This is a genomic window from Litoribacter populi, from assembly GCF_007483685.1.
Lineage (GTDB): Bacteria > Bacteroidota > Bacteroidia > Cytophagales > Cyclobacteriaceae > Litoribacter > Litoribacter populi.
In genome coordinates, this window is the sequence record NZ_VMKN01000001.1 from 3,180,920 (window position 1) to 3,205,261 (window position 24,342).

22 protein-coding genes are annotated in these 24,342 nt (G+C 41.8%); 14 read left to right on the top strand and 8 right to left on the bottom strand.

Features of this window, described 5'->3' with window-relative positions; translation table 11 throughout:
• Window positions 1-52: 52 nt before the first annotated feature.
• The 3 genes from FPL27_RS13820 to FPL27_RS13830 are packed head-to-tail and all read right to left on the bottom strand — an operon-like array spanning window position 53 to window position 1,259.
• Window positions 53-541, bottom strand: coding sequence for a copper resistance protein NlpE N-terminal domain-containing protein (locus FPL27_RS13820; RefSeq protein ID WP_143961650.1), 489 nt, complete (start codon window positions 539-541; stop codon window positions 53-55).
• 26 nt (window positions 542-567) lie between these two features.
• Window positions 568-906: a hypothetical protein gene (locus FPL27_RS13825; protein ID WP_143961651.1), complete on the bottom strand. Its 339-nt coding sequence runs from the start codon at window positions 904-906 to the stop codon at window positions 568-570.
• Complete coding sequence (locus FPL27_RS13830; protein WP_143961652.1) at window positions 903-1,259, bottom strand: hypothetical protein; 357 nt, start codon at window positions 1,257-1,259, stop codon at window positions 903-905. The genes FPL27_RS13825 and FPL27_RS13830 overlap by 4 nt, the downstream gene beginning before the upstream one ends.
• A gap of 113 nt (window positions 1,260-1,372) precedes the next feature.
• Between FPL27_RS13830 and dinB the strand changes: the two genes are divergently transcribed.
• The gene (gene dinB / locus FPL27_RS13835) at window positions 1,373-2,443 is read left to right on the top strand and encodes a DNA polymerase IV (protein ID WP_143961653.1); all 1,071 of its coding nucleotides are present in this window, start codon (window positions 1,373-1,375) and stop codon (window positions 2,441-2,443) included.
• A gap of 42 nt (window positions 2,444-2,485) precedes the next feature.
• On the top strand, window positions 2,486-2,671 hold the full coding sequence (locus FPL27_RS13840) for a hypothetical protein (RefSeq protein WP_143961654.1): 186 nt from the start codon (window positions 2,486-2,488) through the stop codon (window positions 2,669-2,671).
• Between the two features lie 34 nt (window positions 2,672-2,705).
• On the opposite strand, the gene tamL is transcribed toward FPL27_RS13840, so the two are convergent.
• Together tamL and FPL27_RS13850 are read right to left on the bottom strand one after the other, a co-directional pair.
• Window positions 2,706-4,994, bottom strand: a complete 2,289-nt coding sequence (gene tamL, locus FPL27_RS13845) for a translocation and assembly module lipoprotein TamL (protein WP_143961655.1) — start codon at window positions 4,992-4,994, stop codon at window positions 2,706-2,708.
• Complete coding sequence (locus tag FPL27_RS13850; protein ID WP_235893441.1) at window positions 4,987-9,981, bottom strand: translocation/assembly module TamB domain-containing protein; 4,995 nt, start codon at window positions 9,979-9,981, stop codon at window positions 4,987-4,989. Before FPL27_RS13850 ends, tamL begins: the two co-directional genes overlap by 8 nt.
• 377 nt (window positions 9,982-10,358) lie before the next feature.
• Here FPL27_RS13850 and miaB point away from each other — a divergent pair, with 377 nt between their 5' ends.
• The 6 genes from miaB (at window position 10,359) to FPL27_RS13880 (ending at window position 16,347) form a co-directional block, all read left to right on the top strand.
• Complete coding sequence (gene miaB / locus FPL27_RS13855) at window positions 10,359-11,816, top strand: tRNA (N6-isopentenyl adenosine(37)-C2)-methylthiotransferase MiaB (RefSeq protein ID WP_143961656.1); 1,458 nt, start codon at window positions 10,359-10,361, stop codon at window positions 11,814-11,816.
• A 3-nt stretch (window positions 11,817-11,819) separates the two neighbouring features.
• Window positions 11,820-13,112 (top strand): sigma-54 interaction domain-containing protein, encoded by a 1,293-nt coding sequence (locus FPL27_RS13860; protein WP_143961657.1) that lies wholly within the window; start codon window positions 11,820-11,822, stop codon window positions 13,110-13,112.
• Window positions 13,105-13,635 (top strand): LPS assembly lipoprotein LptE, encoded by a 531-nt coding sequence (gene lptE, locus FPL27_RS13865; protein WP_394348511.1) that lies wholly within the window; start codon window positions 13,105-13,107, stop codon window positions 13,633-13,635. Before FPL27_RS13860 ends, lptE begins: the two co-directional genes overlap by 8 nt.
• Window positions 13,636-13,672: 37 nt before the next feature.
• Window positions 13,673-14,734, top strand: coding sequence for a hypothetical protein (locus FPL27_RS13870; RefSeq protein WP_143961659.1), 1,062 nt, complete (start codon window positions 13,673-13,675; stop codon window positions 14,732-14,734).
• A gap of 12 nt (window positions 14,735-14,746) precedes the next feature.
• Complete coding sequence (secG, locus tag FPL27_RS13875) at window positions 14,747-15,124, top strand: preprotein translocase subunit SecG (RefSeq protein ID WP_143961660.1); 378 nt, start codon at window positions 14,747-14,749, stop codon at window positions 15,122-15,124.
• A gap of 224 nt (window positions 15,125-15,348) precedes the next feature.
• On the top strand, window positions 15,349-16,347 hold the full coding sequence (locus FPL27_RS13880) for a sterol desaturase family protein (protein ID WP_143961661.1): 999 nt from the start codon (window positions 15,349-15,351) through the stop codon (window positions 16,345-16,347).
• 31 nt (window positions 16,348-16,378) lie between these two features.
• Here the strand turns inward: FPL27_RS13880 and FPL27_RS13885 are convergent, their stop codons facing one another.
• Complete coding sequence (locus tag FPL27_RS13885; protein ID WP_143961662.1) at window positions 16,379-17,086, bottom strand: type 2 periplasmic-binding domain-containing protein; 708 nt, start codon at window positions 17,084-17,086, stop codon at window positions 16,379-16,381.
• A 202-nt stretch (window positions 17,087-17,288) separates the two neighbouring features.
• Here FPL27_RS13885 and FPL27_RS13890 point away from each other — a divergent pair, with 202 nt between their 5' ends.
• From FPL27_RS13890 to corA, 4 genes are all read left to right on the top strand, one after another.
• A complete protein-coding gene (locus FPL27_RS13890) occupies window positions 17,289-17,567 on the top strand; it encodes a co-chaperone GroES (RefSeq protein ID WP_143961663.1) in 279 nt (92 codons plus the stop codon).
• 53 nt (window positions 17,568-17,620) lie between these two features.
• Entirely contained in the window at window positions 17,621-19,249 is a 1,629-nt protein-coding gene (gene groL / locus FPL27_RS13895; RefSeq protein ID WP_143961664.1) for a chaperonin GroEL, read from the top strand.
• Window positions 19,250-19,453: 204 nt separating this feature from the next.
• Window positions 19,454-19,828 carry a response regulator gene (locus FPL27_RS13900; protein ID WP_143961665.1) on the top strand — a complete coding sequence of 125 codons (375 nt, stop codon included), beginning with the start codon at window positions 19,454-19,456 and terminating at the stop codon, window positions 19,826-19,828.
• Window positions 19,829-20,839, top strand: coding sequence for a magnesium/cobalt transporter CorA (gene corA, locus FPL27_RS13905; protein WP_185974380.1), 1,011 nt, complete (start codon window positions 19,829-19,831; stop codon window positions 20,837-20,839).
• Window positions 20,840-20,848: 9 nt separating this feature from the next.
• On the opposite strand, the gene FPL27_RS13910 is transcribed toward corA, so the two are convergent.
• Window positions 20,849-22,138 carry a metal-dependent hydrolase family protein gene (locus FPL27_RS13910; protein ID WP_143961666.1) on the bottom strand — a complete coding sequence of 430 codons (1,290 nt, stop codon included), beginning with the start codon at window positions 22,136-22,138 and terminating at the stop codon, window positions 20,849-20,851.
• A gap of 174 nt (window positions 22,139-22,312) precedes the next feature.
• On the opposite strand from FPL27_RS13910, the gene FPL27_RS13915 reads away from it, so the two are divergent.
• Window positions 22,313-23,392, top strand: coding sequence for an AI-2E family transporter (locus FPL27_RS13915; RefSeq protein WP_143961667.1), 1,080 nt, complete (start codon window positions 22,313-22,315; stop codon window positions 23,390-23,392).
• On the opposite strand, the gene FPL27_RS13920 is transcribed toward FPL27_RS13915, so the two are convergent.
• Window positions 23,389-23,754: a BTB/POZ domain-containing protein gene (locus FPL27_RS13920; protein WP_143961668.1), complete on the bottom strand. Its 366-nt coding sequence runs from the start codon at window positions 23,752-23,754 to the stop codon at window positions 23,389-23,391. The genes FPL27_RS13915 and FPL27_RS13920 overlap by 4 nt on opposite strands.
• 186 nt (window positions 23,755-23,940) lie before the next feature.
• Between FPL27_RS13920 and FPL27_RS13925 the strand changes: the two genes are divergently transcribed.
• Entirely contained in the window at window positions 23,941-24,276 is a 336-nt protein-coding gene (locus FPL27_RS13925) for a single-stranded DNA-binding protein (protein WP_143961669.1), read from the top strand.
• The last annotated feature ends 66 nt before the right edge of the window (window positions 24,277-24,342 follow it).

Consider the following 24,342-nt stretch of genomic DNA (forward strand, 5'->3'; position numbering starts at 1 on the left):
GGAGTTGGGGTTTAAAAAATTAAACTTATTGTTACAAGTAGGAATAAGTAAATCAATCTTCTCTTCTAAGTTGGAGGTCATAAGTGAGGCCTGTTTCCTCATCATCCTCCACAAGTTTTTCACGGTCAGCACCGAGAACTCTTAGTTCACCGTTTTCTTGCAGCCAAAAATATCTTGGGTTTTCAGTTCCTGGATTCAATTGGTAAACCACGGCTTCAGCATCACCTCTATAGCCAGTGAGTCTGGCATAAATGCCTTCCAATTCTTCTTCAATATCACCTTGAGCTGTGTTTCTGTGGACGGTTCTTATTCTATAGTCGTTGGTTTCTTGTATACTGTCTTTTTCCAGCCACAGGGTAACCTCAATTTTATCGCAGTCTATACAAGGAATTTCACCTTCAAAAATTAGCCATTGCTCCGTGGTTCTTTCTTGAATGGGTTCTGCAATTTCTTGCAATCCGCCATTGTCTTCACGGTTTTCACCATTACCGCAGGAAGCCAAAAGAATTATACTGAATAAAGCTATTGAAAGTCTATACATGAGTTTGGGGGTTTGAGTTAAAGAAATTATACTTCCGGCTGTCTGGAATGGGCAGCGGGAATGTTTATAAATTCTTTGAACCGGAGTTCCTTACTCAGCTTGATATTAATAATTTCCCTTGCCTGCAGACATGCCATAGAAAAAGATTCAGAGATGACATCCACTCTGAATTCATTATGGATCATGTTGATTTTGACAGTGAAGCCAAACTTTGATCTGCTTTCACTGATAATTTTTTTGACGTCTACATAGACATCCATTAAAAACGGAAGATCTTTTTTATCAAAAGAAAAAGTAGATTTCACTTGATCTAACAAGGAAGTTTCAGAAAAACTTGGTGAGAAGTTGATGGTCGGTTCTATCATGATAATCTATTTTGATAAAGTTCATGTTCAGTAATTATAGCTATGATTTCGTCAAAGTCATTTTCTATCATACCAAACACCATCTGGTGATTGGTTTCGGTAGCTTGGTTGTAAGTTGCACCTCTAAAATTTATCAGGTTTTCGAGTACCTGTAGGTCTTCGGGAAAAGTATTGTATCGGGTGAGCTCATCTGCTGCCTGTCCGATTTCCTGAAGATTTTCATAAACGGTATCTTTGACCTGTTCGTTGGCCTCAAAAGTTTGATAATCCATACCCTTTACTTGGGCGAGTACTTCTCCTAAAAGATCTACTATCCGTACTAAGTGTTGGTTTATTATTTCTTGATTGTCCATAGGTAAAACTAACAATGAGAAAAACTATTTGTTTTAATTGAAAGATTTATTTTACCAATCAATACCAATTCCGTACCGAGTTTGAAATATACAAGGTTTTTATTAAATAAAAAATGGATGTAAAAAAAATTATTCATGTCGATATGGATGCCTTTTATGCATCGGTCGAGCAGATGGATAATCCAGAATTGCGAGGAAAAGCGCTTGCCGTGGGCGGAAAGAGCGATCGTGGAGTGGTGGCAGCCGCAAGTTACGAGGCCAGGAAATATGGGGTCCGCTCGGCGATGCCTGGAAAAATTGCGGCCTCGAAATGCCCTCATCTCATTTTTATCAAACCAAGATTTGAAAGATATAAGGAAATTTCAACCCAGATAAGGAGTATCTTTTTAGAATATACTGATTTGGTGGAGCCCTTGTCATTGGATGAGGCATTCCTTGATGTGACCATTGCAAAAAAAGGAAAGCCATCTGCCACTCTGATCGCCAAAGAAATCCGTGATCGGATAAAGGCCGAAGTCGGTCTCAACGCTTCGGCGGGCATATCCTACAATAAATTTCTGGCCAAGGTGGCTTCAGATCTCAATAAGCCAAATGGGCAGGCAGTCATTTTGCCGGAAGAGGCTGAGCTTTTTTTGGAGCGCTTGCCTATTGAGAAGTTTTACGGAATCGGGGAAAAAACTGCCGCAAAAATGAATAAGTTTGGTATCTATACAGGTCAACAGCTTAAACAGTTTTCCCTGCAATTTCTGGTCAAGCATTTTGGAAAGGCGGGAGTCCATTACCATGATATCGTAAGGGGCATCCACTTGAGTGAGGTCAAACCAGACAGGATAAGGAAATCCATCAGTGCGGAAAACACATTCATGGAGGATTTGGAAGGGATAGACTCAATTCGCGATGCGCTTCCTTCAATTTTGGAGGATTTGAAAAGGCGGATAGAAAAAGCGGAAGCACAAGGAAGGACCATCACCCTAAAGGTGAAGTACAGTGACTTTACGGTTCAGACCAGAAGTAAAAGCCTCACCTCCTTTATACCGGAGAGCAAATATGCTGAAATGGTAGAGGAGCTATTAAATCAGGCCCCGATCAAACAACCGGTGAGGTTATTGGGTTTAGGTATTTCAAACCTTAACCTCTCAGAAAACCAGGATTATCAATTGAAAATTGAGTATACCGATTTTTGAGGTTTAGGTTATTATTTTAACAACCATAAACCTTACTTAGCTATGAAACTAGGAAAAAGTTATTTTGATTTTGGCGTCAAATACGGCGTACCGCTAATGATTATTGGATCCACATTGGCCATGAGGAAAGCTAAAGGCTTGGGGAATTTATTGGTGTTCAGCATCGTGACTCCGGCCATGTTGGCTTACGTATACTCCCTCTCCAAAGCAAAAGGCGAGATAGATTAACTAGAAAAGACCTCAAATTGAGGTCTTTTCTAGTTTAGAAAGGATATCCTATTGCAAAGTTGAATATTAGATTTTCACGTCTCCATTCGCTGTTGCCTAAGTCGAATGAATTGCTCCATCGTTCGTTTTCTGGCAAGTAAGGTCTTCTCAATGGGGTGGCTATATCAAACCTGATCACAAAGAATTCAATATCGATCCTCACGCCAAACCCGGCCCCAACCGCTAACTCCTTATACCATTCCGAAGAAAAGGCACCTCCAGGTAAAGCCTGGTTCTCATTTTGAAGCCAAATGTTACCGGCATCCATAAATACCGCTCCTTTGAGAACTGAAATAATTGGGAATCTATATTCAATATTTCCCTCTAAGCGGATATCACCGGCCTGGTCGAAAAATGATCCAATATCAAACTGTTCTGGGCGATAAGTACCAGGTCCCAAAGACCGGATTCTGAAGGCACGAATGCTATTGGGACCTCCTGCAAAATATTGCTTTACGAAGGGTAGGGAAACGGAATTGCCATAAGGAATACCTAAGCCACCAAACAAGCGGGTAGCAATGGTGTTGTTCTGGTCAATTTTCCAGTAGTATCTAAAATCTACATCCCCTCTTGCATATTGGGCGTAATTCAACCCAAAAAAGGTTGATGGGTCACCCCCCAATGCTCTAGAAGCAAGGTTGAGTCCATTGCCAGCAATGTCTATTGTAGTACCCACAAATATACTGTGAGTCCGATGTGCGTCTACCATCTGGTTGTAGTTGAACGTATAATTGATCCCTGCGATGAATTGCTGCTCAAAACTATTCCTTAAGAAAGGGTTGCTATCCAATATTGCCTCAAATTCTGGCGAGGCATTGGTCATGTTCACAAAGCTCAAACTTATAGGGTTGATCTCATGATATACATATCTATTTTGATTCCAATAATAGCCATAGGAAGCCATGTAACTAAATAATCGGTACAGGTCACCCCTATTTAGATATTCGACACCGAGAGACATTTTGGTTTTTGGTACTGAATAAGCAAACCTTTCGTTGATTGGAATAGGAAAGATCACCCTGGGAAAAATAAGATCGGCTTTCAAACCCAACTCCAGTGAGTTTAGCCCCTGTCGTTCCCCTGCTGCTATTTGAGTTTCGTAGGCAATTTTTGCGGAAAGATTTAAGGTTTCTCCACCATTCCAAAGGTTCCTGTTTTGGAGAGACACCTGTAAACCAGGTCCGGCAAAGTTATTAGATTTGGAAAGCCCTTGGAGCTCAGCTCGTAGTGCCCTTTTGGTGACAGGTGAAAGGTAAATATTGCCGTCAAGGGTTCCAAAACCATCATCCATCAAGGTGTCTTGTTCCGAAAACCTTACATTTACATACCTGTAGTTACCAATTCCACTCAGACGGTTTCGGGTTAGTCTAGATTGCGTGGAGTTATAAATATCACCGGGTTGGATCAAGATATATTCATCCAGTAAATGAGGCTTGAAAACTTTGTTGCCTTGGATGTACTGTTTGTCTTTGACAATAGTGGTATCCAAGAGGTCTCCGTCCTCCAATACAGAATAATTTGGAAAAACTTTGATCTCATTTATTCTGTAGGGAATAATCCCTCTTTCCGGCGCCTCGTTTTTCAATCTTAGGTAGAGGTCCATTTGTTTTTTTCCCTCACCGGTGGAGTCTGCCTCAAATATTAAATAATCAGAGTTGAAGTTATAATACCCTCTTGTCTTGAGTTCATTGTCTATTCGGATTCTTTCGGCTTGAAGTTTTTGGAGGTCAAATCTATCGCCTGGCTTTAGATCTGATTCTTCCAAAAGTTCTTTCATTTCCTTCTCAATGGGTAAAGAATCCCTATCAATCTGCACCCCTCCAATGAGGTATGGTGTAGGTAAATAGGCTTTGAACTCCACTTCAGCAAACTTGTCTTTACGGATCACTTCAGAACTTGTACGTCCAAAGAAATAACCCATATTTTCCATTCGGTTGACTAACAATTGTTCGGTACGTGTCGCGCTGATATCACTCAGGTAGACTGGTTCCTCACCTAGTCTGTTTTTCAGAAAACGGTTAATGAAACCGGGTTTTTCCTGGCTACCTTTATAGTGGGCCCAAAGACCTATTCTTTGCCCCAAAACAGTGCTATTCGGTTCTGGCAACAAAGAATTTAGCCTTCCCGTTACTTGATTGAAGTCTTTTACCTCACCTTCCCTTACAAACTCTATCTCAGAACCAGTGTAAAGATATTCCCCTTCCGGGATGAATTTTTTTACGTTACAGGCTTCCAGCAGGAAAAAAGTGAAAAAGGCTATATAGAAAAGTAATCTTCTATTCATTTTCTTCTCGGTTTTCTTCAGTTCTATTAGGTGTATTGGAGGAATTCCCTTCTTTTTTCTCCTCTTTCCTTTTCTCCTTATCCCCGTTTCTATTTTCTTCTTCTTTTCTGGAAATTGGGTTGACAGGCTCTCCTTCCTTAGTTAGATCGCTACCTGACCACAGTTCTCTAAATCTGTTGAACTCCCTGTTAAAAATAACTGAAATCCCAGTTACGATGAGCTGACCATCCACTATACTTTCGAATTGGTTTCTCCTAAATCCACGGAGCCTGTATCTTCCGTTTTCCGTAAGCAGGTATTCCACGCTGACATTTCCTATAACCTGACTGGATTGGTCTTCCATCTGACTACTCCCTTCAATATCCATCTGGCTACCCACCTGCACGATTAGGCGGTCATCCATCATGCGTTTTCTGGCACTTACATTCAGCTGGGTCCTATCTTGAGGAGCACCAGTTTGATAATCTTGGAAACTGTCCAAGTCAAAATCCAACTCTATTCCAGAGCCTCCTAGTAGATTTCCAGCTAGATCGTTAAGTTGACCTGAAAGCATCTGGCTCACACTGGATCTGGCCAAGGTAGACATCCCTCCGCCTGTACCGTCACCCCCGGTATCCGGAAAGAACCTGTTAAGCACCAAAAGTGAGAACACCTGGCGGTTTAATTCATCCTCCTGTTGGTTTACCTGTTGAACTCTGGTGTAAACGTTACCCCCTACAGCTCCTCGTTGCTCCTCGGGCATATCCAGTCCGAATGAAATTTCTGGGCGAAGCATTTCTCCCTCCACATTTAGGAAAACCATAAACGGAAGTTCTTGCCTGTAACGGTTTCTCATATCAGCATCTGCACCGGTCAGTTGCGAAGACATCAGTTCCGATGGCGAGGTACGGATTCTGTAGATGGCACTGATATCCAACATCGCATCCATAGGGTCTCCTGACCATGTTATCCTTGATCCTTCATAAAGCTCAAACCTTCGGTTTACCAACTGATAAAGACTCATTTCATAATGGCCTTCCACAATTTCATAAGAACCGGACAGATACATTCTTCCGTTAGGATCAATATCAAAACTTAGGTCAGCTTCCCCTACTACCCTCAGGTTATCCCCGCTTCTTTCATCGACCACCACATTGAATTCGGCATTTCTATCAATGGCAAGGATTGAAGTCAATCTAAAACCTGAAAAGTCGGATGCTGCCTCAGGCATTTTTCGGGTCATAATGTCATCGGGATCAGATCGGTTGACAAAAATCACCGTTCCATCTCTTTCGACCAAGTCCAATTGAGTTTCAGGTACGATGAAAGTCAAATTTGTACCTTCCCTTACTTTAAGCTTGCCTTCTATGATTGGCAATTGCAGGTCTCCTCCAATAGTCACATCGGCATCAATGGCCGCACGGCCATAAAACAATTCGTTGTCATCACTGGAAGAGTTGATCACCTGAAAATTGTTAGCCATCAGCCTAAGGTCAAAAGTGGGATTGGCCATATCTTCAGTTAACACTTCCCCATCCAAAGCAAAAGAGTCTCCCTTTTCATCCAAAATGGTGAAGTTGCTTACGTAAAGCCCAGAGTTATCAATTCTTAGGTCCTCATCCGATAGCTTAAACCTGGAATTGAGTTCGGTAACAGTAAATGCAGCCCCGTCAAATCTCAAGACTCCCTCATACTCAGGATTGGCGGTAGTTCCCTGCACCACAATGTTTCCGGCAAGGAAACCTTCACCATTTGTTAATTGGTCGCCAGAGAGGCCGGTTACAACTTCCATCAGCACTTCATTGATGTCGAGGTTTAGGTTAAGCTGGGCGCCTTCTGGGTCAGCAATATAATCCCCCACTAGGTCCAGGTCAATGCCACCATCTTTCAGAGCAAGGTTAAAATCATATTGGTCACCCTCTACGGATTTGGCATCCAAAGAAAGGTTGCCTAATAGAATATCCATGGCCCTCAATTCATTAATGTTGAGGTCAGCTAAAATCCCCGTAGCCCCGAATGGCTCCTTCACCACCAACCTACCCTTAAGGGCTCCACTTGCCAAGGGTTCTTCTGGATTTAAGAGTGAAAGGAAGGTACTTAGCTGGAAGTTTTCGAAAATAACACCAATGTGATTTTCCTCAATCCCCTCCACCTCTCCGGTGATCTGCATACGTTGATTACTTCTGGACCAAATGAAGTTGTAAAAATCTAAGTACTGGTCAGCAAACCTGATTTCATTATCTTGGGGAATATCCCAACTACGCTTGTTGAAAACCAGATCCTCTGGATCAATGTGTATACTCAATGTGTCACCTCTATAACCAATATCAGTTGCCAAATGTATTAGACGCTCCTCCCCATCAAAGGAATTGAAATCAATAAACAACCGCTCGGCTTCCACTTCTCCACTGAAAAATGTCCTACCCATGGAAACAGGCCCCGTCTCCAAGGACACCAATCCGAAGGCGAACCTCAGATCATCCCCTACTCCATCGATTCTTAAACCAATACTATCAATTTCGAGGTCGCTGTAATTGACATAAGGCAGCAGCATTTCTGCAGAAAAAATATTATCGGACTCATTAAAGTCTACTTCTAGGAAAAGAGAATCCATTTCTTCAAGTCCAGGAAGGAAAACCTCATTTAATAACTGAGTCTGCCAAAAGGCCATTTCCATCTTCATTTCCACTGGTCTGGAAATCGTGTCAACATATATAGAATCGGACAAGTAGGTACGGAACTGCCGTTGAATACCTGCTATTAGTTCCTCTGGAGATGAGTTTGAACGCAACTTAGTAAAAAGCATTTCGCTGCTTAAATCCACACTTGTGGAATCTTCCATTATCCTGGCTGTCAAACCAAAGGGACCTAATGAATACAGTCTCCTTTCCTGGAGAATAGCTCCCTCTTCTATTCGGGCAGTCACGTTATAGTCCTGCAAATTTCCTTCAAATGTAGCAGTCAAATAACCGCTAGTACGCATGAGCTCGTTGGTAAGTCCAAGTTCAAATAAGTCGGCACCTTTTAAGTCCAGAATTATTTCAGCTTCGGTGTATACGGAGTCCAAATTGACCCAACCGGTAAAGTCAAAATCAAGGTGGTCGTTTTCCAGCTCAAGTTCAAGGTCTCCTCTGCCGTTTTTCATCGTTCCGGAAATAGATAAATCCGAAAGGTCCTGCCCATACATTTGGAAAGTTCTGAAATCGGAAGTTAGGAAAGCATCCAGCTCATTTAAGTTTCTACCCTGCCCTTCAGACTCCAGCGAAAAGCTTATCACTCCCATTTCTGGGTCCATCATCAATTGGCCTAAATTTAGATCGATCACATCCAGTTTGGCTCTATAAACCAATTGATCCCTGTCTTTATAATATGCATCCAAATTAACTCGGCTGTCGGGAAGTATTAAATCTGCGGTGGCCTCCAACTCAGATGGGCTTCCTGTCACATTACTTTCCAGGCGGATAGTTTTGGGCAAACGGACACCCATTTGATCCTCATCTACAAAGGCAAGTAACTCTTGCCTATCCGATTCGAATAATATTTCGTCAAAATCCACAAATATATTGTCTTCATCAAGTGGGTTTCTGACCAGACCATTAGCCAAAAATCTCGTTCTTTCCGCCCAGCGAAGTTCGAATGAAGGAATCTGCAATTGGCTTAGGCTACCTTTCACGTTGAGATTACCTCGAACTGGGTGTTGTGCCGCTGCAACGAAATACTCATTCTCTCTCAGTTCGGGAGCAAACAAATAGGCCTCGTCTAAAAACAATTCAATGGTGGGTACATTAATCCGCATGCCGGAGTTTTCTGGATTATCCATTAGGTCTTGTATTGAGGCATAAGTCAACCCCACATCCCCCCGAATTGTACTTTTGTTAGTCCTCAAAGTAAGGTTTGAAAGATCAAAGGCCTCTTCCGACACATGTACTTTCAAACCAAACTCATCAAGTCTAAAACCACTCTTTTCGGCAAAATCAAATCTGTCCAACCTTAGCCCAGCTTCTTGATCCTTTAGAAACAGATTGCTGACCACTAGGTTAAAATCATTAATCGCTACTGCATTCGGGTTAAATGTACCCTCTATAGGTTCCACATCCCCTGCTTGATAGACAATCTGATTATCCCTTAATGAAATCTCACCTATTTCCACCAACCATTCAGGCCATTCAAAAGGCGGGGTATCAACCTCCTCTTCAGTGGGGTCCTCAACTTCTTCAGTAGGGTCTTCCTCCAAGATGACATCCTGGGTTTTGAAAGTAATGAAGCTGTCATGCAACCTGAATTCCTTGAGCAAAATCTTGTTTTTCTCAAGATCCGCCTCTGGAAGATTGACTCGCATATCACCCAGAAGCACATCAGCCAGCATGCCGTCGGGCTCAGACTCATAATACATCTTCACATTCCGAACCTGAAAATTTTCAAGGATTAATAAAGGCATTACCCCTGCCTCAGTGGTATCCTCTTCAGTAGGCTCAAAAGGTTTTGTTTGTAGATAATAGCCTTCACTGTCTAAAAAATCAACATTGGAGATGTAGAATGACATCTGGTCCATGTCCATCCGCTCGATGTCTACATTCAATTGACCAAGAGTAAAAAAACTTTCAATTCCCATTACCCCGTCATTGTAGGTGAGATGGAAATCGCTGAACCGGATGGGACCCAATTCGATTTTCATAGCCTCCCCTTCCTCATCTGTCACGACAGTTTCCTCCTCTTCTTCATCTTCACTATCGCCCATAAAGGCATCCAAAATATAGTCAAAATTGAATCTTTCAGTTTCTTCGTCTCTATGAACATTTGCACGCAGGCCTTCCCACTCTATGCGGGGCACGTGGATTTCGTTGGAAGTTATCAGGGGCCAGACAGCTACTCCGGTTTCAAGTGATCTGGTATAAAATAAGGTATCGCCCTGTTGATCCTCCAAGTAAAGATCTTCAATAAAAAGGTTTCCCCTAAAGGTAAAAAACAGCCTACCGATATCTACCCGGGTACCAATTTCTCCCTCCAAATAATCGGTAGCTTTACTTACGATAATATTTTGCCCCCAAGGGCTTCTAATAAATAATAGTAAGATGATAATCAATGAAATAACTCCCAGGAAGAACCATCCTAGTATTTTTAATACTTTAATAAAAATATACTTTCCGTTTTTCAAAATCTCTGAGTAATGTAGGCCAATACCATGTAATAAGCCATTTTTAGAATAAAATGTTTCATCCCAGTTTACAATATAACCAGGGTTTTTATATAATTTCTTTACCTTTTTCTCAAATACATACCTTTTTTGATAAGTGGTGGACCTTTGTCCTTCACAAAGATTTATGAGTATTTAACTGTCATTTTGTCGGTATTTTCTTAATTTCGCAGTCTGAAAGTAATGACGATATGGAGAATATTATTAAGGATATAGATATCATTTCTGCTGAGGAGGCGCAAGCCTGTGATTTCAAAACGACAGTGGAAGAAAATACCGGCAAAAGCAAAAAGCTTTATATAGAAAGCTATGGCTGTCAGATGAATTTTTCTGATAGTGAGATTGTGGCTTCGATTATGAAAGACAACGGTTTTGACACCACCTCTGAATTTGAGCAGGCTGATGTGATATTTCTTAACACGTGTTCTATCCGGGACAAGGCAGAGCAGACAGTCAGAAAGCGCCTTACCCAATTCAACACCATCAAAAAAGAGAGGCCTGAACTGACCATAGGGGTGCTAGGTTGCATGGCCGAAAGGCTAAAGGAAAAGCTTCTTGAGGAAGAAAAGCTTGTGGATGTGGTGGTGGGCCCTGACGCCTACCGTGACTTGCCTAACCTTGTTTCCCAAGCCGAAGAAGGCAGCAAAGCGGTCAATACCTTCCTTTCCCGTGAAGAAACCTATGCGGATATTGCTCCAGTGAGGCTTAACTCCAATGGAATTTCAGCGTTCATTTCCATCATGAGGGGCTGTGACAATATGTGCTCCTTCTGCGTGGTACCTTTCACAAGGGGACGGGAAAGAAGCCGGGATCCGCATTCTATTGTAAAAGAAGCTCAGCAACTTTTTGACCAAGGTTATAAAGAAGTTACCCTCTTGGGCCAAAATGTAGATAGCTACAAGTGGTCCGCTGAAGAGAACAACAAGGCCAGGCTCAACAAAAAAGAAGAGGTGTCCAACATTGTCAATTTTGCTAACTTACTTGAAATGGTGGCAGTAATAAGCCCAGAATTAAGGGTTAGGTTCTCTACCTCGCATCCAAAAGATATTACAGACGAAGTACTTTATACGATGAAAAAGTACGACAACATCTGCAAATATATTCATCTTCCTGTTCAGAGCGGCAACAGCCGGGTACTGGACTTGATGAACAGAACTTATGATCGAGAATGGTACTTGGAAAGAGTTTCCAAGATCAGAGAAATTCTTGGAGAAGAGTGTGGTATTTCTTCTGACATGATTGCTGGCTTCTGTACTGAGACTGAGGAAGAGCATCAGGACACCTTGAGCGTGATGGATATTGTGAAGTTTGACTTCTCCTATATGTTTTATTACTCCGAAAGACCTGGCACGTTGGCGGCAAAAAAGTTTGTGGATGACATTCCCTTGGAGATTAAAAAGCGAAGACTTCAGGAAATCATCGACAAGCAGAGCAAACTCAGCTTGGAAAGAAACCTGTTGGACGTAGGCAAAATTCAGGAAATCCTTGTAGAGGGCACCTCCAAGAGATCTAAAGAGCAACTTAAAGGCAGAAATTCAGCCAATAAGGTGGTGATCATTCCTGCTGGAAATTTAAAGGCCGGAGAATATGCAAAAGTAAAAATAACTGACTGTACTCCGGCAACATTATTCGGGGAGGTGGTAGCATAGCGTATGATTAAAGATTCGGAGATATTAGCTGTCAAGCAGCGGTATGAAATAATTGGAAACAGTCCTTTGCTAAACCATGCGATCCGTGTGGCCATGCAGGCTGCGCCTACCGACATGACCGTGCTTATTACGGGTGAAAGTGGTAGCGGTAAGGAGTCTTTTTCCAAAATTATACATTCCTTAAGTACCAGAAAACACGGCAAATTTATCGCCATCAACTGTGGAGCGATCCCAGAAGGCACTATTGATTCCGAGCTTTTCGGCCATGAAAAAGGATCTTTCACTGGTGCCCATGAGGCCAGAAAGGGATATTTTGAAGTCACTGACGGTGGCTCTATTTTCTTGGATGAAATTGGGGAAATGCCTTTAGGCACTCAGGCCAGACTGCTAAGGGTGCTGGAAAACGGTGAATTCATCAAAGTCGGCAGCTCCAAGGTCCTAAAGACCAATGTCCGCGTGATTGCCGCTACCAACGTGAACCTGATCAAGGCCGTTGAAAAAGGCAAGTTTAGAGAAGACCTTTATTATAGACTTAACACGGTGCCCATCTATGTCCCCCCTTTGAGGGAGCGGGGCGAGGATGTGGTCATGCTTTTCAGAAAGTTCACCACTGATTTTTCTGAAAAGTATAAAGTGAAACCTATCTCACTTAATGCGGAAGCCAAGCAGTTGCTGGTAAAATTTCCTTTTCCAGGAAATATCCGCCAACTCAAAAATTTGGCAGAGCAGATAAGTCTGCTTGAAAGCGAGCGAGAAGTAGATGCGGTCACCCTATCCAGGTATCTGCCTACTGCCCAGCCCAGGTTGCCAGTCCCCTTTATGGGAGGGTCAGACGGTTCGGGTTCTGGTGATTTTTCCGAAAGGGAAATCCTTTACAAGGTCCTTTTCGACATGAAAAAGGACATGAACGAACTCAAGAAGCTGGTGTTGGAGTCATATCATTCAGGTGGGCTAAACCAAAACATTATCAAAAAGCATCAGACTTTGTTTGAGGATATGGACAGCCAGGCACCTTTCGAAGACAAGCCTAACCCATCTCCATCACTACCTTTGGTGCTGGATTCAGGCAATTCGAAAGAAAAACAGGATTATAGAAATGATTACGAGGATGACTCTATCGAGGATATTATCCATGAGGAGGATGATAATTCCCTTTCAATTGAGAAAAAAGAAAAGGAATTGATCATAAGAGCGTTAAAGAAGCACAACAATAAGAGGAAATATGCGGCCCAAGATCTTGGCATCTCGGAGCGTACCCTATATAGAAAGATTAAGCAGTATGACATCAATGAATAAAAAAGCTATTCTGACGCTGTTCCTTCCCATTTTTTTATTCTCAGCATGTCGGATTGAATACAGTTTTACCGGAACCACGTTGGATTATGAATTGACCAATTCCTTTTCGGTGGAGAATTTCTTCAATGACTCCGGTGGTGGGCCAGCCAACATGGGCCAGCTCTTCACAGAATCACTTAAGGAATATTTCCAGCGAAACACTCAACTTGAACTCATCCGGACTAACGGTGACTTGCAGTTTGAGGGGTCAATTACCAGGTATAGCATTGATCCTCAGGCTACGGTTAGTAGTCCGGACCCCAATCTCCCCGACAGGGCGGGTCAGATGCGTCTAAGCATTTCGGTACAGGTGGATTTTGTGAATACGCAAAATGATGAGGAAAGTCTCAGCAGAACTTTCTCTTTCTTTCAGGATTATGATCCAAGGAACACCTCTTTACTTCAAGTAGAGACAGAATTAATTGAAATAATATTTGAAAACATTATTCAGGATATTTTTACTGCCACTGTGGCCAACTGGTAAAAAAATGTTTAATTTGGAATCTAAACCACTGTAAACCGTGAACTCAAGTCAATTTTTATCGCTTATTGAGAAGGGTAACGAGCTTGAAAGAGATGACCTGCATCATTTAATAAAGTTGCATCAGTCATTTCCTTACTTTCAGATACCCATGGTATTGGCTGCCAAGATTGAGTATGCCAGGGATTCCAAAAATGAGGAGTTTCTCCATTGGGCGGCAGCCTTGAGTCCTGACAGGATTTGGTTGAAAAAAATTTTAGAGCAAGAAATTGACTTTACGAAAGTCTATGCAGAGCCTAAGGATCAAGCAACTTTGGAGCCTACAGACAATGTGGAGTCCGAAATCATCAGTCCTGACGAAGCCAAACTTGAATCAACCGATAAGCCTGAGATTGTAGAAAATCCTGAGGGTACGGAAAATGATCAGGAAAAGCCTGATCTAATAGCCTCTCCAGAGGAAGCTGATAAAGATACCCCTAAGCCTACATTGATTGTCAAAGAGGATGAAAGAGCGGAAATATCTGAGCCAGAAATTGTCGAGAATTCTGATATAAAACTTGAGTCGGCAAAAGAGGAGGACAAAAATATCATCGAGCCCCTACCTGGTCCTCCTAGCAACCGAATGGATATCTTGAGGCAGTTGGAAGAGAATCTTTCAAAGCTGAAAAAAGAACCACAGTTAGAAAACCAGGCTGCTTCCGATAAAAAAGAAGAGAATGAGGAGGCTAAGCCTAAAGCTCAGAAAAAGCCGATCAAGCGTAAAAGAAGAGGAACTGATGAAATTCTTGAATCCATTAAAAAGAAGGAAAAGAAGGAAATCAAGGATTCAAAAAAACTTGAGCAGAGCGATATAATTAAAGAGTTCAGTAAGAAATCCATCAAGATGGCTGCCATCCGGGAAAACGAGGACGTCAACCGGCTTGAAGATTTATCAACCAGAAGTACACAGGTAAATGACAGGCTTGTATCAGAGTCTTATGCCAAGCTTTTGACGCAGCAGGGTAAAGCAGCAGCTGCCAAGGAAATATATCAGAAATTAATTTTGAAATTTCCCCAGAAAAAAGCTTACTTTGCGGACTTAATGAAGAAATTAGAAGATTAAAATATATAGATTATGTTTACTATAATTATTAGCATTACCTTAATTCTTGCCGTACTATTGATTTTGGTGATTTTGGGTCAAAACTCAAAAGGCGGTGTTGGAGCGGCATTTGGAGGCAGTGCTTCACAGATCATGGGGGTTACCAAAACTGGTAACATTCTTGAAAAAGCTACGTGGGTATTAGCGATAGGCATCCTATTGCTTTCTTTAGGTTCCACAGCATTCTATAACACTAGCGGAACAAGCGACTTTGTTTCTCCAAACGTTGAGAATGCAAGACAACAAAGAGGTGTAGCTCCTACCTTTGGAGGTGAAGGCGAGCAGCAGGAATTGCTTCCTACTCAAGAGGCTCCAGCCCCAGAAGAACAACCTGAAGAAGGCGGCGAATAATATAAACGTCAATTCAAAATATTCAATAAGGCCATTTTCGAATGGCCTTATTTTTTTTCGCCTACTACAACAGGCGATAATTTTATTTAATTTTTTATTATTTTTTATAAGGTTGTTTATATAATTTTTAATCGACCTGCTAATCTTTATAGTTGGAATGTGCCAACATTCTTTGTAAATTAAGGGTTATAGTGAAAACCAATTACAACTAACTACCAGCTTTTATGTTTGAAAATCACCTAACCCTTGAGGAAATAGGCGTACATGATTGGCCCAACATTATTCTTTGGGCAGCGCCTATCATGTTTTTTCTTGTGTTCTTGGAATGGGGAATTAGCCTCTATAAAAATCAGAAAGACGCTTACGATAAAAAAGATTTCCTGGCAGCCTCCACCATCGGATTTATAAATGTGGGTATTAGCGCATTGATTAAAGTAGCGATATTTGGCATTGTGCTTTTCTTCTGGAACGTGGTACCTTGGAAGATTCCCGCCACTTGGTGGTCTTTTATTGCCTGTTTTTTCGCCATTGATTTTGCTAGATACTGGGCGCATAGGATTTCTCATGAAAACCGCTTTTGGTGGGCTACCCATGTTACACACCACAATTCCAAAAAATACAACTTCTCGGTTTCTTTCCGCTTGAGCTGGACCCAACATATCAAGTTTATATTCTTTGTACCGGTAGTGATGATGGGGTTTGACCCATTCGTGTTTTTCATTTGCCACCAAATTGCTGTGTTATATCAATTTTGGATACACACTGAATATATCACGAAGCTGCCGGCACCGATCGAGTACTTTTTCACCACACCTAGCCATCACCGCGTGCACCATGCCAGTGATGAAAAGTACCTCGATAAAAACTATGGCTCAACTTTTATCATTTGGGACAGGATGTTTGGTACGTTTATGCCAGAAGATGACAGACCCACATATGGCATTACCAAAGAGATTAATACATATAACCCGATCTACTTGGTTTTCCATGAGTTTGTAGATATCTGGAAAGATCTGAAACAAGCTGAAAGCTTTAAGGAAGCCAGACAGATTCTATTTGGCAAGCCAGGTGCTGAAGTCATTAAAAACAGAAACCTGAGAAGAGAGCAGGAAGCTTTAGCAAAAGCTGAAAGCCCGGGGCAGCATGAAAAAATCGCCTCTACCCCACCCTCACCTGGGCTTCACGAAAAATCCCTGATGAAGAAAAAGAATGGTTATCCATAAGAAAAGCACCGGAACGATCCCGGTGCTTTTCTTATGGTATATGTTGTAAAAGCAATCTTTTGCTGATTGGTACCAGGCTCTCGTTCAATGGTACTTTATGCTTAGAGTGAATTCGCCAGGTCGCTGGATTAGGCAGCTCTTGATAAGTTCTTGCCAGGTCAAGTTTGATTTGATCTATTGTATTGACTAGGCTTCTGTTCACTTTTTTTACCAATCTCAGAAGGATGGACCTGAACTTATCCAGACTGTGTTGGAAAAGACTGATCTCATAACGGTAAATGAATACCTGACTATCCTTTTCCTGAGTGAGAAAAACATAACCTTCCCGCTGATATATCGGTGTAAGCCCTACAGCCTCCACCTCCATGTGCTGCTCTAAAAAATTGTAAATATCCTTACCACTTTCAATGTGTGATTTAAGCTTAGGTAAGGCGAATTCAATAATTTGCTCAAGCTCTTTCATCAACTCCCCGTCCTCTACTAATTTTTCATAGTTTAACCTCAGCTTGGACAGGTCGGCTCCTGTGAGTTTTTTTGGAAAGGCATCATTGAGATTGGATTTTTCTTTTTGAAAAGCTGTCAGTGCCTGATGTTGCCTGATCAGGTCACCCAGCACTGGATAGAGTTTGACATGATCAAACTCATGTTGGGCATGCTGAAGGTAAGCGAGAAGGATGTATTTTTTGTATTCAAAATCAACTAGCCCTTCAGCAAACCAATTATCTGACAAAGTTTTCATAGACTAAAGTTTTCAAAAATTTACAAAAAAACTGACAATTTATCGCACAGCTTGTTAGAAAAATTGACAGTTTCTGTGCCACATATTCAACCCACTGACAGCGGTATGGACAAAAATTGGACTTTATGTCAGGGTTTGGCCCATGGCACATAAAATGCAATGAGAGGGATAAAAGAAACTAACCTTTAAAAAATAAATAACTATGTCAAAAGTGAACATCAGACCACTTGCGGACAGAGTTCTAGTAGAACCTGCTGCTGCTGAAGAGAAAACTGCTTCTGGACTTTACATCCCGGACACTGCTAAGGAAAAGCCACAAAAAGGCACCGTAGTAGCAGTTGGAAATGGCAAAAAAGATGAACCATTGACTGTACAAGTTGGCGATACCGTGCTTTACGGCAAATATGCTGGCACTGAGCTATCCGTAGACGGTAGCGATTATTTGATCATGAGAGAGGCAGATATCTTTGCTATTCTTTAATCAATCTCATTACCTCAATTAAATAGTTCGAAAATTTAAAAAATTGAATCAAAATGGCTAAGGAATTATTTTTCAATACCGACGCGAGAGACAAACTGAAAAAAGGTGTTGACGCTCTTGCTGATGCAGTAAAAGTTACTTTGGGACCAAAAGGTCGTAACGTAATTATTGACAAGAAATTTGGCGCTCCTACCATCACAAAAGATGGTGTTTCCGTAGCAAAGGAAATCGAATTGGAAGAGCCTATCGAAAATATGGGGGCTCAGTTGGTGAAGGAAGTTGCTTCTAAAACTGCTGACAACGCAGGTGATGGTACTACTACCGCAACTGTACTTACCCAGTCAATCTTCAACGTGGGTATCAAGAACGTAGCCGCTGGTGCTAACCCAATGGATCTGAAAAGAGGTATCGATAAGGCTGTTGCGGCTGTTGTAAACCAATTGAAGGCCAACTCTAAGGAAATTTCTACATCTAAGGAAATTCAGCAAGTAGCTACTGTTTCTGCCAATAATGACGATGAAATCGGTAAAATGATTGCCGATGCCATGGACAAGGTTGGTAAAGACGGTGTGATCACTGTGGAAGAAGCCAAAGGCACAGAAACTGAAGTTAAAACTGTGGAAGGTATGCAGTTTGACAGAGGTTACCTTTCTCCGTACTTCACTACCAACACTGAGAGAATGGAAGCTGAATTGGAGAATCCATATATTTTGATCTATGACAAGAAGATTTCTTCTATGAAGGAGTTACTTCCTGTACTTGAGCCAGTGGCGCAGTCAGGAAGACCCTTGTTGATCATTGCTGAAGATGTGGATGGTGAAGCTTTGGCTACTTTGGTTGTAAACAAAATCAGGGGTGCCCTGAAAGTTGCTGCTGTTAAGGCTCCAGGTTTTGGTGATAGAAGAAAAGCTATGTTGGAAGACATCGCTATCTTGACAGGCGGAACCGTGATCTCTGAAGAAAGAGGTTACAAACTTGAAAATGCAACTGTTGAATACCTTGGTACTGCTGAGAAAATCAACATTGACAAAGATAACACTACCATCGTAAACGGTGCTGGTGACTCATCTGCCATCCAAGGCAGAATCTCTGAAATCAAGTCTCAGATCGAGAAAACGACTTCTGATTATGACAGAGAAAAACTTCAGGAAAGACTTGCCAAACTTTCTGGTGGTGTAGCTATCCTTTATATCGGTGCTGCTACTGAAGTAGAGATGAAAGAGAAGAAGGACAGAGTAGATGATGCCCTTCATGCAACTAGAGCTGCCGTACAAGAAGGTGTGGTAGTAGGAGGCGGTGTTGCCCTGATCAGAGCTGCTTCAGCTTTGGATTCAGTGAAAGGTGAGAACGAAGACCAGGATACTGGTATCAACATCATCAGATTGGCGATTGAGTCTCCATTGAGAACTATCGTTTCCAACGCTGGTGGCGAAGGCTCTGTGATCATCAATAAAATCAGAGAAAACGAAGGTAACTACGGTTACAATGCCAGAACGGATCAATATGAAGATTTGTTTGAGGCTGGTGTGATCGACCCTACTAAAGTTACTAGATTAGCTTTGGAAAATGCAGCATCAATTGCGGCCCTATTGCTTACTACAGAATGTGTGGTAGCGGACGTAAAAGAAGAAGGTCCTGCCATGCCTCCAATGGGCGGCGGCGGAATGGGTGGTATGATGTAATTCCGAATTCCCAATAATAAATTAGCGAGGGTATCGACGATATCCTCGCTTTTTTTGCCTGTTTTCTCCCACATCCTGCCCTTTGCAACAATAATGCAATTGCCAGAGAATTTAATATGATATTTTTTTTATAATAAATTTATAATTGTAACTTACCTGCGACTGGTGAAAAAACTATAAACCAACTAAGCATAGAAACGATTGATGTATTCATTTGATTCAATTGTATTAATAGACGACGACCCTATTAACAACCTGATAAATAGACGTTTGATCAGTAAACTGGACATAAGTCCAAGGGTGGCCGAATACCTGGAAGCTGAAAAGGCTTTGGGATGTATACAATCTTTACATAGAGAAGAAAAACTGCTCATCCTACTGGACATCAATATGCCGGTGATGAACGGCTGGGACTTCTTGAGCCAATATTTGAATTTCTGCACACTGAGAAAAGACAAGATTGTCATGCTCTCTAGCTCTATAGATTTTCAGGACCGCCAAAAAGCTGAGGAATACGATTGTGTCAGCGGATTTATAGAAAAGCCACTTACACCAGAAAAACTAAAAAAACTTCTTTAAATGAATATCGCAACCGATATTGATCCAGCAAGCTCCTCTATGGAGCTTTATTTGTTTGGAGGAAGCTTTCTGGAAAAGCATCTCCTTACCCATGTTGACCAAATTGCCGACCACCTTCAAGGCCCCCATAAATTATGGATCAACATCCCTACCCTAGATAACCCGAAACTTATATCTGAGTTAGGCAACCTGTTCAATATACATTCACTTACCATTGAAGACATCCTAGATACCACTCAACGACCGAAATTTGAAGAGTTTGATGAGTTTGTATTTATAAGTACCAAAATGATCTACACCAAACGGGCTCTGGAAGAATTAGAGACCGAACAGATTAGCTTTTTGATTGGTCAAAATTACGTGATCACCTTTCAGGAAAAACCGATGGACGTGTTTGATTCCATAAGGACTAGGTTAGAAAACCCTGCGGGAAGGATGCGGAAGCTTGGAGCTGATTATTTTGCCTACACTCTAATCAATACTATTACCGATCATTATTACCGAGTGATGGAGATGGTGAGTGAGGCCAATGAAGCTTTGGAAGACCAAATTATAAGGGCCCGGCAAAAGGTAAGGCTTGAGGATTTATACATTCATCGCAAAACCCTGCAGGAAATCAGAAAAAACACCTGGCCAATGCGGGAAATTATTTCAGACTGGAAAAAATCCGAGCACCCATACCTACATGACAAGACCCAGATTTATCTTAATGACGCATATGAGCATACCATTGAGATAATGGAAAACCTGGAACTACAAAGGGAAACTATCACCACATTAGTGGAAATCTACATGACCCATCTTAGTATCAAGCAAAATGAGGTCATGAAGACTTTAACTATAATTGCGACCATTTTTATTCCTCTGACTTTTATAGCAGGAGTGTATGGCATGAACTTCTCGCATATGCCCGAGTTGGAATGGGAATACAGCTATCTTACGGTTTGGATATTCTTTATAGTAAGCACTGTAGGAATGCTGATGTATTTTAAAAGAAAAAGGTGGTTTTGAGCCACCTTCTTATTTTTTATCCTTAAAAACTTCACCGCCTTTCATTACAAAAACCACCTTTTCCATCACCTCTATATTTTCTTCTGGATTGCCCTCTACAGCAATGATGTCGGCGAGCATACCTTCCTCCAACACGCCCATTTTATTCTCCTCACCCAGTAATTCCGCCGCTCTTAAGGTGGCGGATTGGATGGCTTCAAGGTTAGGCATCCCCACTTCTGTCATGTAGATAAACTCTCTGTAGTTTTCTCCATGAGGAAAAACACCCGCATCGGTTCCAAAAGCCACTTTCACCCCTTTTTTATAAGCCTTTTCAAAGGTCCCCTGAATTTGTGGCCCAATGGCTTCTGCTTTGGCTTTCACCGCTGGGTGGTAATAACCAGGGATTTTGGCGTATTCAGCCACTGACATGCCAGCCGTGATGGTGGCGACATACCAGGTTCCGTTTTCCTTCATCATTTCCATGGTTTTATCTGACATCATGGTGCCGTGTTCGATCGAGTGGATACCACCCTCCACTGCCCGCTGCATTCCCTCGTCACCATGCGCATGGGCTGCCACGTGAATGCCGAAGTCCTTTGCGGTTTGGATAACTGCGTTGATCTCATCCTGTTGAAATTGAGGGGCAGAACCGTCGCGCGCTACACTGAGCACTCCGCCAGTTGCGGTGATTTTTATCAGGTCAGCTCCTCTTTTTACTTGGTGTCTCACCGCTTTTCGGGCGTCTGATTCACCATTGATAACACCAGCTTCAGGTCCGGGATCTCCCATTAGGGACTCCTTCATTCCATTGGTGGGGTCTGCATGCCCGCCAGTAGGGGCAATTGATTTGCCTGAGGTATATATTCTTGGTCCTTTGACTTTACCTGCATGGATGGCGTCACGCAAGGAAATGTTGACCCCGGAGCCCCCAAGGTCTCGGACAGTGGTGAATCCCGCCATGAGGGTTCTCTCAGCGTAAACAGTTGCATTGAAAGCAATGTCTGCTTCATTGTTGGTAAACCTTTCCATATATTGAGTTGGGCCGGTCTCACTTTCCATATGCACGTGCATATCCATGAGTCCAGGCATCACAGTATATTCTCGAAGATCCACGGTCTTGTCCTCTTCCCCACCTGATTGATATCCAGAAGTGATGGATATGATTTTATCCTCCTCTACCAAAATTGTTCTTTCCAGTAGGATGCTTTTGGATCTTACATCGACCAGCTTGCCTGCATGTATGTAGGTTTTTTGAGCAAAAGAGGTTGTCTGAAGCAGCGTGAAGCCAGCTAGAGCTAGTAGTAATTTTCTTTTCATTAACGTTAGTGGAAAATGTAATTTTTAAATATTCAATCCTGAATATATATATTTTTATTTACTTGGAAAAAGTAAAAAGATCGATTGGCGTGCTAGATGGTATTTTAATTAAACTCTTTGTAGATAGTGGTGTTCTAAATAGATACCACTAGACTTTAATCACTTTTATCCTTTATGGACCAGCAATCAAGATTTAACAGCAAAATATTATCAGCAGCTATTATAATTTTATTTTTAATTGGCCTGTTTTGGCTAATAGGGTATGCTATACAACTCTTCCTGTTAATTTTCAGTGCCATTTTATTAGCCGTTCTGCTAAGGGCGGGCACCAATTTTCTAAAAAATAAATTGAATTTTCCTGATTGGGCAGGGCTGGCGGTAAGTCTTTTGACCTTTATAGTAATGCTGGGTGGGATTATCACGCTCATTATTCCTACTGTAGCAAATCAAGCATCAGATGTCCAAGACCAGCTTCCGGAGGCTTGGGAAAACATACAATCCACTATCAAGGAAACCGAATTGGGCAAAACTATTTTTGAACGAGTAGAGGATAATAAAGAAGATCTCATGCCTGAGGATGAGAAGCTGATGGAACTGGCCCAGAGCTTTTTCGCGGGCACATTTGGAGTCTTGGGAGACCTGCTAATCATATTTATAATGGGGATTTTCTTCGCCGCTAGCCCACAGTTGTACGTGCAAGGGGTTGTAGTATTGGCTGCACCTCGCTATAGGGAAAGATTAGAAGATGTACTGCATCAAGTATATTTTGCTCTTAAATCCTGGTTATTAGGCAAATTCTTAGCAATGTTATTTATAGGGGTTACCACCGTCATTGCATTGATGCTCTTTGGAGTACCAGCCCCTTTTGCTCTAGGCTTTTTTGCCTTTCTAATGGATTTCATCCCTAATATAGGTCCTATATTAGCTGCAGTTCCTGCTGTGCTTTTGGCATTCTTGGTCAGTCCCATGACTGCACTTTGGGTAGGTATTTTCTTTTTGGTTATTCAGCAGGTTGAAAGTTACATTCTTGTGCCGTACATATATAAGAAGACAGTTTCCATTTCTCCTGTCATCACCCTTGCATCTCTAATTCTCCTTGGGATATTAGCCGGTCCTCTTGGAGTAATTATGGCCACACCATTGGTGGCGGTCGTTCAGGTAATGATCCGGGAACTATACATCAAGGATTACCTTGAAAAAAACTTGGATGATAAGGATGATAATAGCTTTGAAAGAAGAATGGAAAACATTTAATTTCTGGTTTTTACTATCAGAAAGCTTCCGTCCTCCAAGTCCAGGTATCCAAAATCATAGCAGAACTTATACGTGTTGTTCTTTTTGTTTGCGTAAACATGCGTATGATATTTGAAATGAAACCCATCCACCAGAAGTTTATCCCTGCTTACCCTGCAAGTTTCCCTGTCTGAGAGTATTTCCTCTAGGATATGCCTGTTTTTCTTCAAAGCATAATTGATATTTCGAATACTGTTATTGGTAACCGACTTGAGTTGGTTATTGTAATGGTTGCGGCAGTAGTCATCACAAAATTTCTTGTCAGCCCTTCCTTTTAGAGCTTTTTGACAGCTTACACAGGTTTTGATATTAGTATCTATCATAAAAAATGGGGTATAGTTGAAAAAACAATTGAATATAGTAACTTATAAAGAGTTTTACAAACGTTTACAATCGTTTACAAACAGATTTAAACAGTTTTTACCCGCCTAAGCCCAATGGATATTCCCAACTTTGTCTCAAGCCTCTCGGGGTGTTAATCATTTTAAAACTTTTTAACTCTTAAAATTATGAACAGTGTAAAACTAATCGGAAGACTTGGTGCCAAGCCAGAAGTTAAAACATTCGAGAACAACAGAAAAGTAGCCAGGTTGAGCCTTGCCACCAATGAAAGCTACAAGACCAGCAAGGGGGAATTTGCTACGGAAACCAACTGGCACAATGTAGTGGTATGGGGCAAGCAAGCGGAGACCCTGGAAAGCAATGCAGACAAGGGGACAGAGGTAAGTGTGGAGGGCCGAATGGTGACTCGCTCTTACAACGATAAGGATGGAGTGAAAAAATGGATCACTGAAGTAATAGCAAATGAGGTGGCCATTGTTGAAAAAAAGGAATCAGCAGTGTGAGCATAGTTCTGGCAGGCTAAATGGAAAAGCCTGCCAGAACTTATTTTTATGCAATAAATCTCCCAA

Excerpts from the sequence above, each read along its gene's own strand:
- FPL27_RS13920 (WP_143961668.1), bottom strand. The coding sequence starts at position 23,754 with ATGATAGATACTAATATCAAAACCTGTGTAAGCTGTCAAAAAGCTCTA.
- tamL (WP_143961655.1), bottom strand. The coding sequence starts at position 4,994 with ATGAATAGAAGATTACTTTTCTATATAGCCTTTTTCACTTTTTTCCTG.
- FPL27_RS13820 (WP_143961650.1), bottom strand. The coding sequence starts at position 541 with ATGTATAGACTTTCAATAGCTTTATTCAGTATAATTCTTTTGGCTTCC.
- FPL27_RS13910 (WP_143961666.1), bottom strand. The coding sequence starts at position 22,138 with ATGAAAAGAAAATTACTACTAGCTCTAGCTGGCTTCACGCTGCTTCAG.
- FPL27_RS13840 (WP_143961654.1), top strand. The coding sequence starts at position 2,486 with ATGAAACTAGGAAAAAGTTATTTTGATTTTGGCGTCAAATACGGCGTA.
- FPL27_RS13880 (WP_143961661.1), top strand. The coding sequence starts at position 15,349 with ATGTTTGAAAATCACCTAACCCTTGAGGAAATAGGCGTACATGATTGG.
- FPL27_RS13860 (WP_143961657.1), top strand. The coding sequence starts at position 11,820 with ATGATTAAAGATTCGGAGATATTAGCTGTCAAGCAGCGGTATGAAATA.
- miaB (WP_143961656.1), top strand. The coding sequence starts at position 10,359 with ATGGAGAATATTATTAAGGATATAGATATCATTTCTGCTGAGGAGGCG.
- FPL27_RS13925 (WP_143961669.1), top strand. The coding sequence starts at position 23,941 with ATGAACAGTGTAAAACTAATCGGAAGACTTGGTGCCAAGCCAGAAGTT.
- lptE (WP_394348511.1), top strand. The coding sequence starts at position 13,105 with ATGAATAAAAAAGCTATTCTGACGCTGTTCCTTCCCATTTTTTTATTC.
- FPL27_RS13900 (WP_143961665.1), top strand. The coding sequence starts at position 19,454 with ATGTATTCATTTGATTCAATTGTATTAATAGACGACGACCCTATTAAC.
- secG (WP_143961660.1), top strand. The coding sequence starts at position 14,747 with ATGTTTACTATAATTATTAGCATTACCTTAATTCTTGCCGTACTATTG.
- FPL27_RS13890 (WP_143961663.1), top strand. The coding sequence starts at position 17,289 with ATGTCAAAAGTGAACATCAGACCACTTGCGGACAGAGTTCTAGTAGAA.
- FPL27_RS13915 (WP_143961667.1), top strand. The coding sequence starts at position 22,313 with ATGGACCAGCAATCAAGATTTAACAGCAAAATATTATCAGCAGCTATT.
- groL (WP_143961664.1), top strand. The coding sequence starts at position 17,621 with ATGGCTAAGGAATTATTTTTCAATACCGACGCGAGAGACAAACTGAAA.
- FPL27_RS13830 (WP_143961652.1), bottom strand. The coding sequence starts at position 1,259 with ATGGACAATCAAGAAATAATAAACCAACACTTAGTACGGATAGTAGAT.
- FPL27_RS13825 (WP_143961651.1), bottom strand. The coding sequence starts at position 906 with ATGATAGAACCGACCATCAACTTCTCACCAAGTTTTTCTGAAACTTCC.
- FPL27_RS13885 (WP_143961662.1), bottom strand. The coding sequence starts at position 17,086 with ATGAAAACTTTGTCAGATAATTGGTTTGCTGAAGGGCTAGTTGATTTT.
- dinB (WP_143961653.1), top strand. The coding sequence starts at position 1,373 with ATGGATGTAAAAAAAATTATTCATGTCGATATGGATGCCTTTTATGCA.
- corA (WP_185974380.1), top strand. The coding sequence starts at position 19,829 with ATGAATATCGCAACCGATATTGATCCAGCAAGCTCCTCTATGGAGCTT.